This is a genomic window from Cupriavidus agavae (assembly GCF_004217045.1).
In the GTDB taxonomy this organism is placed as follows: Bacteria; Pseudomonadota; Gammaproteobacteria; order Burkholderiales; family Burkholderiaceae; genus Cupriavidus; species Cupriavidus agavae.
On sequence record NZ_SGXM01000001.1, the window covers coordinates 1,350,037 to 1,366,806 of the forward strand.

General features: G+C 67.8%; 19 protein-coding genes. 10 read left to right on the forward strand and 9 right to left on the reverse strand.

What is annotated here, in order from left to right; all coding sequences use genetic code 11:
- Positions 1-5 precede the first annotated feature (5 nt).
- From EV147_RS06105 to mltG, 5 genes are all read right to left on the reverse strand, one after another.
- The gene (locus EV147_RS06105) at positions 6-515 is read right to left on the reverse strand and encodes a GNAT family N-acetyltransferase (protein WP_130390195.1); all 510 of its coding nucleotides are present in this window, start codon (positions 513-515) and stop codon (positions 6-8) included.
- A gap of 43 nt (positions 516-558) precedes the next feature.
- Positions 559-1,002 (reverse strand): PilZ domain-containing protein, encoded by a 444-nt coding sequence (locus tag EV147_RS06110; RefSeq protein ID WP_235844614.1) that lies wholly within the window; start codon positions 1,000-1,002, stop codon positions 559-561.
- A 128-nt stretch (positions 1,003-1,130) separates the two neighbouring features.
- Positions 1,131-2,141 (reverse strand): DNA polymerase III subunit delta', encoded by a 1,011-nt coding sequence (locus EV147_RS06115; protein WP_130390196.1) that lies wholly within the window; start codon positions 2,139-2,141, stop codon positions 1,131-1,133.
- 85 nt (positions 2,142-2,226) lie between these two features.
- Entirely contained in the window at positions 2,227-2,829 is a 603-nt protein-coding gene (gene tmk, locus EV147_RS06120) for a dTMP kinase (RefSeq protein WP_130390197.1), read from the reverse strand.
- Between the two features lie 4 nt (positions 2,830-2,833).
- Positions 2,834-3,832, reverse strand: a complete 999-nt coding sequence (gene mltG, locus EV147_RS06125) for an endolytic transglycosylase MltG (RefSeq protein WP_130390198.1) — start codon at positions 3,830-3,832, stop codon at positions 2,834-2,836.
- A 224-nt stretch (positions 3,833-4,056) separates the two neighbouring features.
- Between mltG and ygfZ the strand changes: the two genes are divergently transcribed.
- The 3 genes from ygfZ to EV147_RS06140 are packed head-to-tail and all read left to right on the forward strand — an operon-like array spanning position 4,057 to position 6,281.
- Positions 4,057-5,067 (forward strand): CAF17-like 4Fe-4S cluster assembly/insertion protein YgfZ, encoded by a 1,011-nt coding sequence (gene ygfZ, locus EV147_RS06130; protein ID WP_130390199.1) that lies wholly within the window; start codon positions 4,057-4,059, stop codon positions 5,065-5,067.
- A 19-nt stretch (positions 5,068-5,086) separates the two neighbouring features.
- Positions 5,087-5,377 carry a DUF4936 family protein gene (locus tag EV147_RS06135; RefSeq protein WP_130390200.1) on the forward strand — a complete coding sequence of 97 codons (291 nt, stop codon included), beginning with the start codon at positions 5,087-5,089 and terminating at the stop codon, positions 5,375-5,377.
- A gap of 46 nt (positions 5,378-5,423) precedes the next feature.
- Positions 5,424-6,281 (forward strand): NRDE family protein, encoded by an 858-nt coding sequence (locus tag EV147_RS06140; protein ID WP_130390201.1) that lies wholly within the window; start codon positions 5,424-5,426, stop codon positions 6,279-6,281.
- Between the two features lie 82 nt (positions 6,282-6,363).
- Here EV147_RS06140 and EV147_RS06145 read toward each other — a convergent pair whose 3' ends face one another.
- The gene (locus EV147_RS06145; RefSeq protein WP_130390202.1) at positions 6,364-6,798 is read right to left on the reverse strand and encodes a GNAT family N-acetyltransferase; all 435 of its coding nucleotides are present in this window, start codon (positions 6,796-6,798) and stop codon (positions 6,364-6,366) included.
- 175 nt (positions 6,799-6,973) lie between these two features.
- Here EV147_RS06145 and EV147_RS06150 point away from each other — a divergent pair, with 175 nt between their 5' ends.
- From EV147_RS06150 to denD, 7 genes are all read left to right on the forward strand, one after another.
- On the forward strand, positions 6,974-7,711 hold the full coding sequence (locus EV147_RS06150; RefSeq protein ID WP_130390203.1) for a FadR/GntR family transcriptional regulator: 738 nt from the start codon (positions 6,974-6,976) through the stop codon (positions 7,709-7,711).
- A gap of 33 nt (positions 7,712-7,744) precedes the next feature.
- A complete protein-coding gene (ltnD, locus tag EV147_RS06155; protein ID WP_130390204.1) occupies positions 7,745-8,638 on the forward strand; it encodes an L-threonate dehydrogenase in 894 nt (297 codons plus the stop codon).
- Between the two features lie 3 nt (positions 8,639-8,641).
- Positions 8,642-9,913 carry a 3-oxo-tetronate kinase gene (gene otnK / locus EV147_RS06160; protein ID WP_130390205.1) on the forward strand — a complete coding sequence of 424 codons (1,272 nt, stop codon included), beginning with the start codon at positions 8,642-8,644 and terminating at the stop codon, positions 9,911-9,913.
- Positions 9,910-10,548, forward strand: a complete 639-nt coding sequence (gene otnC / locus EV147_RS06165) for a 3-oxo-tetronate 4-phosphate decarboxylase (protein WP_130390206.1) — start codon at positions 9,910-9,912, stop codon at positions 10,546-10,548. Before otnK ends, otnC begins: the two co-directional genes overlap by 4 nt.
- A gap of 182 nt (positions 10,549-10,730) precedes the next feature.
- Positions 10,731-12,089 (forward strand): MFS transporter, encoded by a 1,359-nt coding sequence (locus tag EV147_RS06170; protein WP_130390207.1) that lies wholly within the window; start codon positions 10,731-10,733, stop codon positions 12,087-12,089.
- 38 nt (positions 12,090-12,127) lie between these two features.
- Entirely contained in the window at positions 12,128-12,913 is a 786-nt protein-coding gene (otnI, locus tag EV147_RS06175; RefSeq protein ID WP_130390208.1) for a 2-oxo-tetronate isomerase, read from the forward strand.
- A 23-nt stretch (positions 12,914-12,936) separates the two neighbouring features.
- A complete protein-coding gene (denD, locus tag EV147_RS06180; protein WP_130390209.1) occupies positions 12,937-13,908 on the forward strand; it encodes a D-erythronate dehydrogenase in 972 nt (323 codons plus the stop codon).
- A gap of 67 nt (positions 13,909-13,975) precedes the next feature.
- Here denD and EV147_RS06185 read toward each other — a convergent pair whose 3' ends face one another.
- From EV147_RS06185 to EV147_RS06195, 3 genes are all read right to left on the reverse strand, one after another.
- Positions 13,976-14,413, reverse strand: a complete 438-nt coding sequence (locus EV147_RS06185) for a YbgC/FadM family acyl-CoA thioesterase (RefSeq protein WP_130390210.1) — start codon at positions 14,411-14,413, stop codon at positions 13,976-13,978.
- A gap of 61 nt (positions 14,414-14,474) precedes the next feature.
- Complete coding sequence (locus tag EV147_RS06190) at positions 14,475-15,458, reverse strand: tripartite tricarboxylate transporter substrate binding protein (RefSeq protein ID WP_130390211.1); 984 nt, start codon at positions 15,456-15,458, stop codon at positions 14,475-14,477.
- Positions 15,459-15,581: 123 nt separating this feature from the next.
- Positions 15,582-16,580, reverse strand: coding sequence for an alpha/beta hydrolase (locus EV147_RS06195; RefSeq protein ID WP_130390212.1), 999 nt, complete (start codon positions 16,578-16,580; stop codon positions 15,582-15,584).
- Positions 16,581-16,770: the final 190 nt, after the last annotated feature.

Consider the following 16,770-nt stretch of genomic DNA (forward strand, 5'->3'; position numbering starts at 1 on the left):
CGGCCTCAGTCGAGCCGGCGCCCCAGGATGATCAGGTCGCGCTCGACGCCGTCGAGCACCGCCACGCGCGGCAAGTCGCCCCAGCGCGTGAAGCCGTGCCGCTCGAACAACGCCAGGCTTGGCGCATTGTGGCCGAAGATGAAACCCAGCAGCGTATTGACGCCGACCGCCGGCGCATGCGCCACGGCCTGGTCCAGCAGGAAGCGGCCGAGCCCCTTGCCACGATAGTCCTCGTGCAGGTAGATCGAAACCTCGGCGGTGGCACCGTAGGCGGGCCGGCCGTAGAAATCCGAAAAACTGACCCAGCCAGCCATGCGGCCCCCGGCGTCCTCGCAGACCCAGAGCGGGCGACGCTCGGGCCGGTGGGCCTCGAACCACGCCTCGCGCGAAGCCACGCTGACCGGCTCGGTATCGGCCGTGACCATCCGCGACGCCACGGTGCTGTTGTAGATCCCGACGATGCTGGGCAGGTCCTCGCGCGTGGCCAGCCGCACGGAAAATCCAGAATGACTCATAAATACAATAACTTGCGAAACAATTTTCGCGTTGTTCCTCAACTCAAAGCGTCTGTGTGGGGCGCCCCGATTCAATCGTCTTGCCCAGCAGTTCCTCGACCGCGCGCTTCAGGTTGCGGCCGTTATCGTCGTCCGGCAGATGCACGCCCACGCCGGGCGTCTTCATCGGGGTACCGGCCGGCGTGATCCAGGCCACGGTGCCCTGCACCTGGTACTTCTGCGGGCGGTCCAGCAGCGACAGCACCAGGAAGACCGCTTCGCCGAGCCGGAACGGCCGGTTCGACGGCACGAAAATGCCGCCGCGCGCCAGGAACGGCATGTACGCGGCATACAGCCCGGCCTGATCCTTGATCGACAGCGACAGCACGTTCGGACGCTGCGCCGCGCCGGCCGTGGCCGGACCTGCCGGGCTCGCCGCCGCGCCCGCTGCCGGGCCGGACGGCGCCGCCCGCGGCGGCGTCATGCCTGGTGTGGCTGGTGCATTCATGTTTGACCCCTTGCTGGTTGCCCGCTTTGCGCAGGCTCTTATCGTTGACTGCCGATTTTTACCACGTGCCCACCGCCCTGCCTACGGGCGGTATGCAGTTTCAGACAGTTCTCAAGCAATGGCCGCGCTCACCGGAACAGTTGCCGGTAGTCGAGAAAGACCGACTCCATGACCAGCCGCGCCGCCAGCGGGTGATTCTCGCTGCGGCGATGATTGACGAGCCGCCCCGCGAACGCCTGAAGCCGGTAGGCATCGGTTGCGCCGGCACAACGTCCGAGCGCCGCCTGCTCCTTCGGGAAATAACGCGCCGCACCCGTACCCAGGCCCAGCGACAGCAGATCGTAGGTCCAGCGTTGCAGCGCGCCCAGCACCAGCGGTACCGGCAGCTTCTGGAACTGCTCGGCCGCCGCCAGCGCGTCGAAGGCGGCGCCGGCCCCCAACTGCCCGACCAGCGCGCGCAGCAGCGGCTGTTCCTCGGCCTCGGCCGCGTGCAGCGCCGTCAGCGGCGCGCCGCCGGCCTGGGCCAGTTGGGCTTCCACATCGGCCACGCCCTGGCTGCGTAGCCAGTCGAGCGCAGCGGCCTGGCTCGGACGCGACATCGGGAACTGGCGGCAGCGCGAGAGCGTGGTCGGCAGCACCCGGTCGATGCGGTCGGTGACCAGCAGGAACACCGTGGACGCGGGCGGCTCCTCCAGTGTCTTGAGCAGCGCGTTGGCGCCCTCGGTCTGCAATGCATCGAGCGGATAGACCACCACCACGCGCAGGCCGGCGCGGTGCGTGCCCACGCCCACGGCCTCGATCAGCCCGCGCACCTGTTCCATGCGGATGATCTTGCTGGGCGCCTTCTTCTTGCTGCTGCCCGATTCGGCCTCGCCATCGGCATCCCCGGCTTCGAGCGCCTCGGGCCGCACCACCGTGAAATCGGGATGGTTGCCCTGGCCGAACCAATGGCAGGCGCCACAGGTGTTGCAGGGCTGGCCGTCCGCGAGCGGCGTCTCGCACAGCAAACCCTGTGCGAAATGCAACGCGAGGTCGCGTTTGCCAATGCCTTGCTGGCCATGCAGCAGCAGCGCGTGGGGCAGCCGGTCGCGCAGCGCGGTCAGGCGCAGCCAGTCTTCTTTCTGCCAGGGATAAAGCATCCGATTCAACCAGTTACAGTGAACTGCTCATGTATTGTCGACAGAGCGCGTGCCGACATCATCATGTCAATATAATCTCGCAAAATCAGATACTTGCGAGGATGTCTTCGAGCGTCACACGAATCTGGTCGATCGAGCGCGTGGCATCGATGACGCGGAAACGCTGGGGCGCCTGCGCGGCGCGGCGCAGGTATTCGGCACGGGTCCGCTCGAAGAAGGCACGCGATTCGGCCTCGAATTTGTCCGGCTCGCGGGCATTGGCCAGCCGGGCTGCCGCCGTTTCCAGCGGCACGTCGAACAGCAGCGTCAGGTCGGGCTGCAGGCTGCCCTGCACCCACGTTTCCAATGCTTCCAGACGGTCGAGCGCCAAACCCCGGCCCCCACCCTGATAGGCAAACGTGGCATCGGTGAAGCGATCAGAAATCACCCAGTCGCCGCGTGCGAGTGCCGGATCAATCACCTCGGCAATGTGCTCGCGCCGCGCCGCGAACATCAGCAGTGCCTCGGTTTCGAGGTCCATCTTGCGGTGGAGCAGCAGGCGGCGCAGGTCTTCGCCGAGCGGCGTGCCGCCGGGCTCGCGCGTGGTCACGACCGGGCCGCGCGTGCGCAGGCGTTCGGCCACCCACTCGATATGGGTACTCTTGCCCGCGCCGTCGATGCCTTCGAAAGTGATGAATTTGCCGCGCATGGGATTACTGTTTGCCGCGCTGGTATTTATCTACCGCGCGGTTGTGTTCGGGAAGTGAGGTGGAGAAATGGCTGCTGCCGTCGCCCCGGGCCACGAAGTACAGCGCGTCGGACGGCGCCGGCGTGGTGGCCGCGGCCAGCGAGGCCAGGCCCGGCAGCGCGATCGGCGTCGGCGGCAGGCCGGTTCGGGTGTACGTATTGTACGGGGTGTCGGTGGTCAGGTCCTTCTTGCGGATATTGCCGTCGAAGCTCGGCCCGATGCCGTAGATCACCGTGGGATCAGTCTGCAGCATCATGTTCTTGCGCAGCCGGTTGACGAACACCGCCGCAATCATCGGGCGCTCGGCGGCCTGGCCGGTCTCTTTCTCGACGATCGACGCCATGATCAGCGCCTCGTACGGGGTCTTGTACGGCAGGTCCGGCGCGCGGGCGTTCCAGGCCTCGTTGATCCGCTTCTGCATCGCGCGATAGGCGTGCTTGTACAACTCGATGTCGCTGCTGCCGCGCGCAAACAGGTAGGTATCGGGGAAGAACAGCCCTTCGGGTGACTTTTCCGCCGCACCGATCGCCTTCATCAGGTCTTCGTCGGACATGCCCTGCGTGTCGTGCTTCAGCGCCGGGCTGGCATCCACGGCGGCGCGCATCTTGCGGAATTCCCACCCTTCGATCACGGTGACCACGTAATGCGAGACGTCGCCCTTCGCCAGTTTCTCGATGACCTGCAGCGGCGTGACGCCGGTCTCGAACTGGTAGCCGCCCGCCTTGAGATCGGCACCGTGGCCGGTGGCGCGCGCCAGCAACTGGAACAGGCGCGGGTCCATCGCCACGCCGTCGCGCTGGAGCTGGCGGCCCACGCTGGCCACGCCCGAGTTGGGCTTGACGATGACCTCGACGGGCGACGCGGACAGGCCGAGCGGCTGGTTCGCCCACCAGGCGAAGCCGCCCACGGCGGCCACCGCGAAGACGATCAGCACCCCGACCAGGCGCAGGAACAGACGTTTCATGTAGTTTGGAAGCTTTGCGGGACCGGCTGCCGCGATGCCCCCGCCTGCAGGTCGGGTTCAACGCCGCAGGCGGTCGGAATGGCGACAGGCCCATATAATACCGGGAGCCTTGTGGCCCATGTGTCACCACACGTTACCGCACGCGCGGCCTTGTGCGATGGCACCGGCGCCCCCAACTGCCCCCAATTCCGATCATCCGCTCCACGTCTTCCAGGACCGCCTGCATGTCCGCCACTGAATTTCCGTCTCTCGCCGACAGCTTTGCCGCCCTGCCCGCCGCCGGCATCCTTGCCGTGCCCGCCGGGCTGGGCCTGATCCGCGTGGCCGGCGACGACGCCGCCACCTTCCTGCACAGCCAGCTGACCAACGCCGTGGACGACCTGCCGGCCGATACGGCCCGGCTGGCCGGCTATTGCTCGCCCAAGGGCCGGCTGATGGCCAGCTTCCTGACCTGGCGCGATGCCGAAGGCGTCGTGCTGCAACTGTCGGCCGATATCCAGCCGCCGATCCAGAAGCGCCTGTCCATGTTCGTGCTGCGCGCCAAGGCGAAGCTGTCGGACCTGACCGCCACGCACCGCGTGCTGGGCGTGGCCGGTGCCGGCGCCGAGGCCGCGCTGCGCCAGGCCGGGCTGCCCGCGCCGCAGGGCCCGCTGGCCGTGGCCCATGCCGGCGGGGTGACCGTGATCCGCCTGGCCGACGCCGAGGGCGAGCCGCGCTGGCAGATCGTGGCCGAGGCGGGCCGCGCCGACGCGTTGCAGCAGGCGCTGGGCGCCACGCTGGCCGCCGCCGCACCGGCATTCTGGGATTGGCTGGAGGTGACGTCAGGCATTCCACGCATCGCGCAGGCCACGCAGGAACAGTTCGTGCCGCAGATGATCAACTTCGAGCTGATCGGTGGGGTGAATTTCCGGAAAGGCTGCTATCCGGGCCAGGAAGTGGTGGCGCGCAGCCAGTATCGCGGCACGCTCAAGCGGCGCATGTGGCGGGTGGGCGGCGAAGGTGCCGTGCCGGCCGCCGCGAGCGAGATCTTCCGCCCCGAAGATCCGCAGCAGCCCTGCGGCATGATCGTCAACGCCGCGCCGTCGCCGCTGGGCGGCTGGGACGGCCTGGCCGAACTCAAGATCGACGCGGCCGCCGGTGCGCTGCACCTGGGCGCCGCCGATGGGGCGCCGCTGGCCACGCGTGCGTTGCCGTACGAAGTGCCGCTGCCGAACGAGGCGGAATCGGCGAGTTGAAACACCGGGGAACCCGCACATGAGCGATCATCTCTACGTCTACTTCAAGGTGCCCGACGACCGCGCCGCCGAGGCGCTGCCGCACTGGCACCGCTGGATGGAAACGGTCGCCGAGGCGACCGGGATTGGTGGTACGCTCATGCGCAGGCCGGAGCCCCGCGACGGGTTGCAGACGTGGATGGAGTCGTACGCCGACGTGCCGCCCGCGTTCGATGCCACGCTCGACGGGCTATGGCGCCAGAGCGGTCTGGCGCCATGGATCAGCGGCGCGCGGATGAGCGAGAGGTTCGTCGACCTCGACGTGCTGTAAACGTGGCCGAAGCCGTCAAAGTAGCGAAAGTAGCAAAGGAAGCGACATGTGCCTGATTCTGGTGGCCTGGCAATCGCACCCGGACTATGCCCTGGTGGTGGCTGGCAACCGTGACGAGTTCTACGCCCGCCCGGCGGCGGCCGCGCACTGGTGGCAGGATGCCTCCGAGGTGCTGGCTGGCCGCGACCTGGCCGAGGTGATCGGCGACGCCGGCACCTGGATGGGCGTGGCCAACGCGGCGGCGTCCGAATGGCCGGGCGACTCGCGCGCGCGCTTTGCCGCGCTGACCAATTACCGCGCCCCCTCCGAAAAACGCACCGACGCGCGCTCGCGCGGTGAACTGGTGGCCAACTTCCTGCGCGGCGAGCAGACACCCGACGAATACCTGCACCGGCTGGCCGGTGCGTCGAATGCCTACAACGGCTTCAACCTGCTGGCCAGCGACCTGCACGACCTCTGGTGGTACAGCAACCGCTCGAAGTCGCGCCAGCCGCAGAAGCTCAAGCCGGGCCTCTACGGCCTGTCCAACGCGCTGCTCGACACGCCGTGGACCAAGGTCCGCAGCCGCGTGGGCGCGTTGTGCGAGGTGCTGGCCGCCGACCGGGGCCAGTTCGGGTCGAGCGCCGACCCCTACCTGCAGATGCTGGCCGACGAGAAGCAGGCCCCCGACTGGGAACTGCCGAACACCGGCGTGGCGCCCGAATGGGAAAAGCTGCTGTCGTCGGCCTTCATCCGCTCACCGCACTACGGCACGCGCGCCAGCACGGTGCTGCGCGTCCGGCATGACGGGCGGTTCGATTATGTCGAACGCAGTTTCGATGCGGATGGGAAGACGGGAGAAGTGTCGTACGAAGGGCAGTTGAATGTGACACGCGATACGCGGACAGTGCCGGCGCCGCGTTAAGCGCCCGTCTTCCCTTTTGGTTTTACCCCCCTCTCCCGCCGCGCGGGAGAGGGGAGCGCATAACAAGGCGTGTCGCGCTACATCAAACCCGCTTGCGCATTTCCACATGCGGAATGCCGGCTTCTTCGAATTCCCCGCCCACCTGTTCGAATCCCACGCGCGCATAGAATGCCGCCGCGTGCGTCTGGGCGTTCAGGATCAGCTCGCTGTAGCCTAGCTCGGCGGCCTTGGCCATCAGCGCATCGAGTACCCGGGCGCCCATGCCCGTGCCGCGCGCCACCTTGAGCACCGCCATCCGGCCGATATGCCCATCGGGCAGCAGCCGGCCCGTGGCCACGGGGGTGCCATCCTCGCCAAACGCCAGCGCGTGCCAGCTCGGCGCGTCCATCTCATCCCACTCCAGTTCCACCGGTACGCCCTGCTCCTCGACAAAGACGCTGTAGCGGATGGCGCGGGCGCGCTCGCGGGCTTCGTCCCATTGGCAGACCAGGACGGGGGCGGTGGATGATGCGGACATGGTGTCTTTCTGAGTAAGGTCTGGAGAGAGGCGCAATGATACGCCCGCCGTATCCGCCCTGCATGCCAAAGCAGTGCGATTATCGGCCAGTCTTCGCACCATCCTAGGGATTACCCCGCCTGCCACAGACAGATGAAATTTGTATGATGACCTGACTACCTGACGACGTAATCGTATGTTCCAGAAGATTCCGGCTCGCGCGCTGACCGACAGCGTGGCCGAGCAACTGCTCGACAAGATCCAGGGCGGCACCTTCGCGCGCGGCGCCAAGCTGCCCACCGAGGCTGTGCTGTCCGAGGAATTCGGCGTCAGCCGCACCGTGATCCGCGAGGCGATTGCCCGACTCAAGTACGAGGGGCTGGTGGAATCTCGCCAAGGAAGCGGCGTATTCGTCACTGACCAGGCGGGCATCCGGCCGCTGCGGATCGACTACACCGATGTCGGCACGCTGGAATCGGTGCTCCAGATCGTGGAACTGCGCCGCTCGATCGAAGCCGAGGTGGCCGCCCAGGCGGCGCGCCGGCGCAGCGACGCGGCGATGGCGGTGATCGACGCCGCGCTGACCCGCCTCGACACCGAAGTGGCCGCGGGCGGCGACGGCGTGGAGGCCGACGTGGCGTTTCACCGCGCCATTGCCGAGGCCACCGGCAACCCCTACTTCCTGAAGACGCTGGCCTTCCTGAGCCAGTACCTCGAAACCGCCACGCGCGTCACGCGGACCAACGAGGCGCGCCGCGCCGATTTCTCGCGGCAGGTGCGCGAGGAACACCAGGCCATCGTGGCCGCCATCCGCGCGGGCGACCCCGATGCCGCGCGCAACGCGGCCCAGAACCACATGTACAACGCGGCGCGGCGTCTCTCCCAGCTTGGCGAGGACGACGCCAGCGACCTGCCCGCCGGGCCGTCGCACTAGTCCGCCATCCACACCTGAATTAGGAGAATTACGATGTCCAGAAACATTGGCGTCATCGGCCTGGGCGCGATGGGCAATGGCGTGGCGCAGTCGCTGCTGCGCGCCGGCTTCAAGGTCCACGCCTGCGACCTGCGTCCCGAAGTGCTGCAACGCTTTGCCGATGCCGGCGGCGTGCCGTGCGCCAACCCGGCCGAACTGGGCGGGCGCTGCGATGTGGTCATCACGCTCGTGGTCAACGCCGCGCAGACCGAGGCGGTGCTGTTCGGCGAGAACGGCGCGGCCCCGGCGATGGCGGCGGGCAAGCTCGTGATGGCCTGCGCCACGGTGCCGCCGGGCTTCGCCGCGGCACTGGGCCAGCGGCTGGCCGAACAGGGCCTGCAGATGCTCGACGCCCCGGTTTCCGGTGGCGCCGCCCGGGCCGCCAGTGGCGAAATGACGATGATGACGTCCGGTCCGGCTGCCGCCTACGCGCTGGCCGAAGACGTGCTGGCGGCCATCGCCGGCAAGGTCTACCGGCTGGGCGAGGCCCATGGGGCGGGGTCCAAGGTCAAGATCATCAACCAGTTGCTGGCCGGCGTGCATATCGCCGCCGCCGCCGAAGCCATGGCGCTGGGGCTGCGCGAAGGGGTGGACCCGGACGCGCTCTACGACGTCATCACGCACAGCGCGGGCAACTCGTGGATGTTCGAGAACCGCGTGCCGCATATCCTGGCGGGCGACTACACCCCGCTGTCGGCCGTCGACATCTTCGTCAAGGACCTGGGCATGGTGCTCGACACCGCGCGCACCAGCAAATTCCCGCTGCCGCTGTCGGCCGCCGCGCACCAGATGTTCATGATGGCGTCCACGGCCGGCCATGGCGGCGAGGACGACTCCGCCGTGATCAAGATCTTCCCGGGCATCGAACTGCCCAGGGCGAAGGAGTAAGCGATGAGCAACCGTCCCCTGCTCGGCTGCATCGCCGACGACTTCACGGGCGCCACCGACCTGGCCAACACGCTGGTGCGCAATGGCATGCGCACGGTGCAGACGATCGGCGTGCCGGTGGGCACCGTCGAGGCCGATGCCGTGGTGGTGGCGCTGAAATCGCGCACGATCCCGGCCGACGACGCCGTCGCCCAGTCTCTGGCCGCGCTCGAATGGCTGCGCGCCCAGGGCTGCCGCCAGTTCGTCTTCAAGTACTGCTCCACCTTCGATTCGACCGACGCCGGCAATATCGGTCCCGTGGCCGAGGCGCTGCTGGCCGCGCTGGGCAGCGATTTCTCCATTGCCTGCCCCGCCTTCCCCGAGAACGGCCGCACCATCTTCCGCGGCCATCTGTTCGTGGGCGATGCGCTGCTGAGCGAATCGGGCATGGAACACCATCCGCTGACGCCGATGACCGATGCCAACCTCGTGCGCGTGCTGCAGCGCCAGAGCCAGGCCAGGGTGGGCCTGCTGCGCCATGACACCGTGGCGAAAGGCCCGGACGCCGTGCGCGCCCGTATCGACGCCCTGCGCGCCGAAGGCGTGAAGCTGGCGATTGCCGACGCGGTATCCGATGCCGATCTGTTCGCGCTCGGCGCAGGCTGCGCCGCGCTGCCGCTGATCACGGGCGGCTCGGGCATTGCACTGGGCTTGCCGGAGAACTTCCGTCGCGCCGGGCTGCTTCCCGCACGCGACGATGCCGCCGAGGTGCCGGCGGTGAACGGCCCCGGCGTGGTGCTGGCCGGCAGCGCGTCGCGCGCGACAAACGGCCAGGTGGCGTACTGGATCGCCCAGGGCCGCCCTGCCCTGCGCGTCGATCCGCTGCGGCTGGCGCGCGGCGAGGCCGTGGCCGGCGAGGCGCTGGCTTTTGCCGAATCCCATGCCGAGCCGGTGCTGATCTACGCCACCGCGCAACCCGAGGACGTCAAGGCCGTGCAGGCCGAACTGGGCGTGGCGCGGGCCGGCGAACTGGTGGAACACGCGCTGGCGTCGGTGGCGGCGGGCCTGCAGGCACGCGGCACGCGGCGCTTCGTGGTGGCCGGCGGCGAGACGTCGGGCGCGGTGGTGCAGGCGCTGGGCTTGCAGTCGCTGCGCATCGGCCGCCAGATCGCGCCGGGCGTGCCGGCCACGGTCACGCTGGGCGACCGCCCGCTGGCGCTGGCGCTGAAATCGGGCAATTTCGGCGGCGAGAACTTCTTTGACGAGGCGCTGCAGGCGCTGGGAGCGGCACGATGAGCCAGGAAAGCGCACTGCGAGAGGAAATCTGCCGCGTCGGCGCCAGCCTGCACCAGCGCGGCTACACGGTGGGTAGCGCCGGCAACATCAGCGCGCGGCTCGACGACGGCTGGCTGATCACGCCGACCGACGCCTGCCTCGGGACGCTGGACCCGGCCCGGGTGGCCAAGGTGGGCACGGACGGCAACTGGGTGTCCGGCGACAAGCCATCGAAGACGCTGACGCTGCACCGCTGTGTCTACGACAACAACCCCGAGGCCCACGGCGTGGTCCACACCCACTCCACGAACCTGGTGGCGCTGACACTGGCCGGCGTCTGGCAGCCCGACGACGTGCTGCCGCCGATCACGCCCTACTACGTGATGAAGGTGGGCCACATCCCGCTGATCCCCTACCACCGCCCCGGCGACCCGGCCGTGGCCGCCCGCGTGGCGGAACTGGCCCGCGAGGTGCGCGGCGTGCTGCTGGCGCGCCTGGGCCCGGTGGTCTGGGAAGGCAGCGTGTCGCGCGCCGCGTATGCGCTGGAGGAGCTGGAGGAAACCGCCAGGCTCTGGATGATGCTGCGCGACAAGCCGGCCCCGCTCGACGAGCAGGCGCTGGCGGAGCTGCGGGATACGTTTGGGGCGAGGTGGTGAGTGTGAAGTACCGCGCCTAGTTTTGCTCCCCTCTCCCGTTCTGGCGGGAGAGGGGTTGGGGGAGAGGGCAAGCGCCCGGTCCGGCGACATCGAATAACAACGCCCCGGCCGTCTCCCCAACCCTCTCCCGCCTTGCGGGAGAGGGAGAACACCAACCGGTTCAGACCCAAGGAGACCAACCAATGACCGCATCGAACCCCGCGGCGGGGACCGCCGCATCCGACGCCCGGCTTGACACCGATCAGGCCGTGGAGAAACGCGCCTATACCAAGGTGTTCTGGCGCATCATGCCGTTCCTGATGCTCTGCTACGTGATCGCCTATCTCGATCGCGTGAACGTGGGCTTTGCCAAGCTGCAGATGGCGCAGGACCTGCAGTTCTCGGAGACCGTGTTCGGCCTGGGCGCCGGGCTGTTCTTCATCGGCTATTTCCTGTTCGAGGTGCCCAGCAACCTGCTGATGCACCGCATCGGCGCGCGGGTCTGGATTGCGCGGATCATGATCACGTGGGGCATCATCTCGGCCGCGTTCGTGTTCGTGCAGACCCCCACGCAGTTCTACGTGATGCGCTTCCTGCTGGGCCTGGCCGAGGCGGGCTTCTACCCGGGCGTGATCCTGTACCTGACCTACTGGTATCCGTCGCACCGCCGCGCCAGGATGATCGCGCTGTTCATGTCGGGCATTCCGGTGGCCGGCATGTTCGGCAACCCGCTGTCGGGCTGGATCATGGACGCGTTCCACGGCCACCAGGGGTGGGCCGGCTGGCAGTGGATGTTCTTCATCGAGGCGCTGCCGGCATTCGTGATCGGCATCGTGACCGTATTCGTGCTGCGTGACGGCATCGACCGCGCACCCTGGCTCGACAACGACGAGAAGCGCGTACTCAAGCGCAATATCGAGGAAGACGAGCGCGCCGCCAAGGCGGCCGCCGCTGCCGCCGGCGGGCGTGACATGCACTCGCTGGGCGCCGTGTTCAGCGACCGCCGCGTGTGGTGGATGTGCCTGATCTACTTCTGCTTCGTGACCGGCCAGTACGCGCTGACGTTCTGGATGCCGACGCTGGTCAAGGCCAGCGGCGTGACCGGCAACCTGAACATCGGCCTGCTGTCGGCCATTCCGTTCCTGTGCGCCATCGTGGTCATGAACATCCTGGGCCACAGCGCCGACGCACGCCGCGAACGCCGCTGGCATCTGATCGTGCCGGCGCTGATGGGCGCCACGGGCTTTGCCATCGCGGCCTCGTTCACCCACAATACGACGGTGGCCATTGCGGCGCTGTCGCTGGCCGCCGCCGGTGTGCTGACCTGCGCGCCGCTGTTCTGGTCGCTGCCCACTGCGTTCCTGAGCGGCATCGCCGCCGCCTCGGGCATCGCCGTGGTCAACTCGGTGGGCAACCTGGCCGGCTTTGTCTCGCCGTACATGGTGGGCGCGCTCAAGGACATGACCCAGAGCATGCAGTTGCCGATGTATGTGCTGTCCGCGATCCTGGTCGTGGGCGCACTGCTGGTCTGGCTGACGCCGGCGAAGATGGTCAATCGCTGATTGCCGCCGATCCCGATCTTCCGACACAAGGAGCCGACATGCCCCGCTTTGCCGCGAACCTCTCGATGATGTACACGGAGCACGACTTCCTGGACCGCTTCGGCGCCGCCGCGAAGGATGGCTTCCAGGCCGTCGAGTACCTGTTTCCGTACGACCATCCGGCTGCCGAGATCCGCAAGCGGCTCGACGAGCACGGGCTGACCCAGGCGCTGTTCAACGCCCCGCCGGGCGACTGGGCTGCCGGCGAACGCGGCACCGCCGCCCTGCCGGGCCGCGAGACCGAGTTCCGCAGCGGCTTTGCCCGGGCGCTGGAATATGCCTCGGTGATCGGCAATGACCGCATCCACGTGATGGCCGGGCTGGTGCCGGCCGACGCCGACCGCGCCCGCTGCCGCGCGGTGTACCTGGAGAACCTGGCCTACGCCGCCGCCTCGGCCGCCGCGCACGGCGTCACGGTACTGATCGAGCCGATCAACACGCGCGACATGCCGGGCTACTTCCTGAACCTGCAGGGGGACGGCCAGGCCATCTGCCAGCAGGTGGGCGCCGCCAACCTGCTGGTGCAGTTCGACTGCTACCACTGCCAGATCATGGAAGGCGACATCGCGAAGAAGCTCCAGCGCGACTTTGCCGGCATCGGCCATATCCAGATCGCCGGCGTGCCCGAGCGCCACGAGCCGGACATTGGCGAGCTGAACTACCCCTACCTGTTCGACGTGATCGACCAGCTTGGCTACCAGGGCTGGATCGGCTGCGAGTACCGGCCGCGGGCCGGCACCTCCGAGGGGCTGGGCTGGCTCAAACCTTACCTGACGCGTCGCTGACGCATTGACCGACGGACGTTGCAATGAAAGTTCTGATCACCGGCGGAGCCGGTTTCCTGGGCCTGAAGCTGGCCCGCCTGCTACTGGAACGCGGCGCGCTGAGCCTCGGCGGCCAGGCCGTCGCCATCGACCAGTTGACGCTGCTCGACGTGGTGGCGCCGCAGATCGACGACCCGCGCGTGCGCGCAGTGACGGGCGATCTGTCCGACCCGGCTGTGCTGGCGCAAGCCATCGACCGCGAGACCGGTGCGATTTTTCACCTGGCCGCCGTGGTCAGCGGGCAGGCCGAGGCCGATTTCGACCTCGGGATGCGCGTGAACCTCGACGCCTCCCGGGCGCTGCTCGAAACGTGCCGGACGCTGGGCCACGCGCCGCGCGTGGTGTTCACAAGTTCCGTGGCGGTCTACGGCGGCAAGCTGCCGGCCGTGGTGCAGGACGACACCGCGCTGAACCCGCAGTCTTCGTACGGCGCGCAGAAGGCCATTGGTGAATTGCTGCTGGCCGACTACAGCCGCCGAGGCTTCGTCGATGGCCGCGTGCTGCGCCTGCCGACCATCAGCGTGCGCCCGGGCAAGCCGAATGCTGCAGCCTCGTCGTTCGCCAGCGGCATCATCCGCGAGCCGCTCTCGGGCGAAGCGGCCAACTGCCCGGTGGACCCGGCCACGTCGCTGTGGCTGCTGTCGCCGCGCGGCGCAATCCAGGCGCTGGTCAACGGCATCGAACTCGACGGCGAACGCTTCGGCAATCGTCGCGTGGTGAATTTGCCGGGGCTGTCGGTCACCGCTGCGCAGATGGTGGAAGCACTGCGCCGCGTGGCCGGTGATGCGGTGGCGGACCGGGTCACGTGGAACCGTGAAGAACGGATCGAGAAGATCGTGGGCACCTGGCCGGCGGCGTGGGATGTATCGCGGGCTTTGGAGCTGGGGTTCGAGGGTGACGCGAGCTTCGATGATGTGATTCGGGGTTATGCGGAGGATGCGGGGGTATCCCTGTAACACCAATGGCCGGCTCCCCTCTCCCGCATGCGGGAGAGGGGAGCAACATAGCAGGATCGCGCCGGCCTCAAGCCTCCGGCTTCACCACCTCCCACCCCCCAATCCTCTCCCTCACCTCCCCTGGGATCGGCGCCGATTTCTGCGTCGCCGGATCGGCGCAGACGTAGACGATCTCCCCGGTGATCAGGTGCTCGTCGCCCCGGTACATTTCCACCCGGAACAGCATGCTCGACCGGCCCAGCCGGGCCATCCGCCCGTGGATCTCCAACTCGTCGTCGAAGCGCGCCGAGGCGTGGTACTCCAGCGTCGACTTGACGACGAAGATGTCCACGCCGTGCGCGTGCAGCACGTCTTCCGGGTAACGGATGCCTACCGCGCGCCAGTACTCGGTCACGCAGATGTCGCAGTAGGTCAGGTAGTGGGCATTGAAGACGATCGATTGCGGATCGACTTCTGACCAGCGCACGCGCAGCGGCACGCTGTGGCGAAAGTCCTCTTTGGCCATCGGTTTGGCGCTCCCATGAAAAAACGGGGCGCCCGATGAGCGCCCCGCGTCCGGCTGCCGCTTATTGCGGCTTGGCCAGGCCCAGCTTCTCGATGATCGCGCGCTCGCGCTTGACCGTATCGGCGGCAAACGCCGAATACTGGCTGCTGCTCATGTAGTACGGCTCCATGTCGAACTTGGCCAGCGACTCGCGGTAGTTCGGCATCTCCATGGCCTGCTTGAACGCGTCATGGAGCTTCTTGACGATGGCCGGATCGGTGCCCTTGGGCGCCACGAGGCCGAACGGCGAGGTCTGCACGATGCCCATGCCCAGCTCCTTGAGCGTCGGCACGTTCGGGAAGCGCGCCGAACGCTTGTCGCCCCAGGTGGACAGCAGGCGCAGCTTGCCGTTTTCCACGTACTGGGCCCAGGCCGGGGTATCGGCCACCGACATCACGTGGCCGCCCAGCAGCGCCTGCATCGATTCCGAGTTGCCCTTGTACGGAATGTGCGAGAACTGCACGCCCTGGCGCAGCGCCAGGTCTTCCATCGTCAGGTGCAGCGTGGTCATCGAGCCCGGCGAGCCGTAGGTCAGCTTGCCCGGATTGGCCTTGGCATAGGCGATGTAGTCCTGCATCGTCTTGATCGGCGAATCGGCCGGCACGACCAGGCCGAACGAGTAGCCGGCCAGGTTGATCACGTAGGTCAGGTCCTTGACCGGATCCCAGTTGATCTTCTGCGTGTACGGCAGGCGGTAGACGGGCATGGCCACCTGGGCCAGCGTGTAGCCATCGGGAGGCGTGGCCTGCATCATCTGCGCGGGCAGCACGCCGCCGGCGCCGGGCTTGTTCTCGACGATCACGGGCTGGCCCAGGATCTTCGAGGCGTTTTCAGCCAGCACGCGGAACGGAATGTCGGTGGAACCGCCCGCGGTGTAGCCGATCACGAGCCGGATCGGCTTGTTCGGGAACTTGTCCGCCTGGGCGTATGCCGGCACGGCGGCCGTGGCGATGGCCGCGGTGGCGGCGATCAGGCCCATCTGGGCCATGAATTGGCGGCGTTGCATGAGTCTTTGTCTCCTTCTGCTGCAAAAATGCACTGTTGCGACTTCGATCAAACCGATAAAGCGATAAACAGTTGCAGGCCCGCCCCGGTGTTCTGGTGGGGGGTCGGGCACATGGGTCGGACGTCAGCGGTCGAATGCCTCCCGCAGGGCGGCCACGGCATCGGCATGGGCGCCGGCCACGGCGCCGATGAAACGTCCGAGCTTGAAAAAATCGTGAATCATGGTCGGGTAGTCGGCCAGCGTGGCGGGCACGCCTGCCGCCTGAAGCTTGGCCGCATAGGCCACGCCCTCGTCGTGCAGCGGATCGTAGCCGGCCACCGCGATCCACGCCGGGCAGACGCCGTGTACGTCTGCCCCCCGCCCGCCGCCGTCGAGCGGCGCGAAGCGCCAGTCGTCACGGCTGGCCTCGGCGTCGAGGTACTGGCCGAAGAACCACTGGATCATGTCGGCCGTCAGCAGATAGCCATCGGCCAGCGCGCGGTGCGACGGCGTGTCCTGCCGGGCGCTGGTGCCCGGATAGACAAGCATCTGCAGCACGGGCCGCAGGCCGGTGTCGCGCGCCTCGATGGCACAGGCCGCAGCCAGCGTGCCGCCGGCACTGTCGCCGCCAAGCGCAATGCGCGCCGGATCGGCGCCGAGCCGGCCCGCCTCGGCAAAAACCCAGTGGAGCACGTCGAAGGCGTCATTGGCCGCGGTCGGAAACTTCCAGTCGGGGCCCAGGCGGTAATCGACTGACAGCACGAGGCAATCTGCCTCGTTGCAGAGCATGCGGCACAGCGGATCGTGCGAATTGACACTGCCGACCGTGAAGCCGCCACCGTGGAAATAGACCAGCAGCGGCAGCGGATCGGCCCAACTGGCCTCCCTCGGCGCGTAGAGCCGTACGGGAATGCCGAAGCCGTCGCGCGCGGGGACGGTGAAATCCTCCACCGCATGCACGGCAGCCGGCGGGATATCGAGAATCAGCGCGCTTTTTTCGTAGCCGATCTTGGCGTCCGCCGGATCCATCGTATGGATGGCCGGGCGCCGGGCGCGCGCCACGAGTTCGAGCAACTGCGCGACCTGGGGATCGAGCGGCTGGGCGGGCAGGCCGGGCGTGGATGGAGCAGGCTGAGCGGACATCTGAGACAGTCGAAGTCGGGGCACGCGGGCATGTTAGACCCGAATGCCGACCGGGGGCGCACCAGTTCGGCGTTCAATCGGGGAAAGACCATTTCTGAACGGTCGTTCGATTTACGTATCATGCCAGCGTTTCCGGCAGGCAGCATTACGAAATAACCCTCGGCGCGCCGGTTGCTCCACCTTTTGCGCG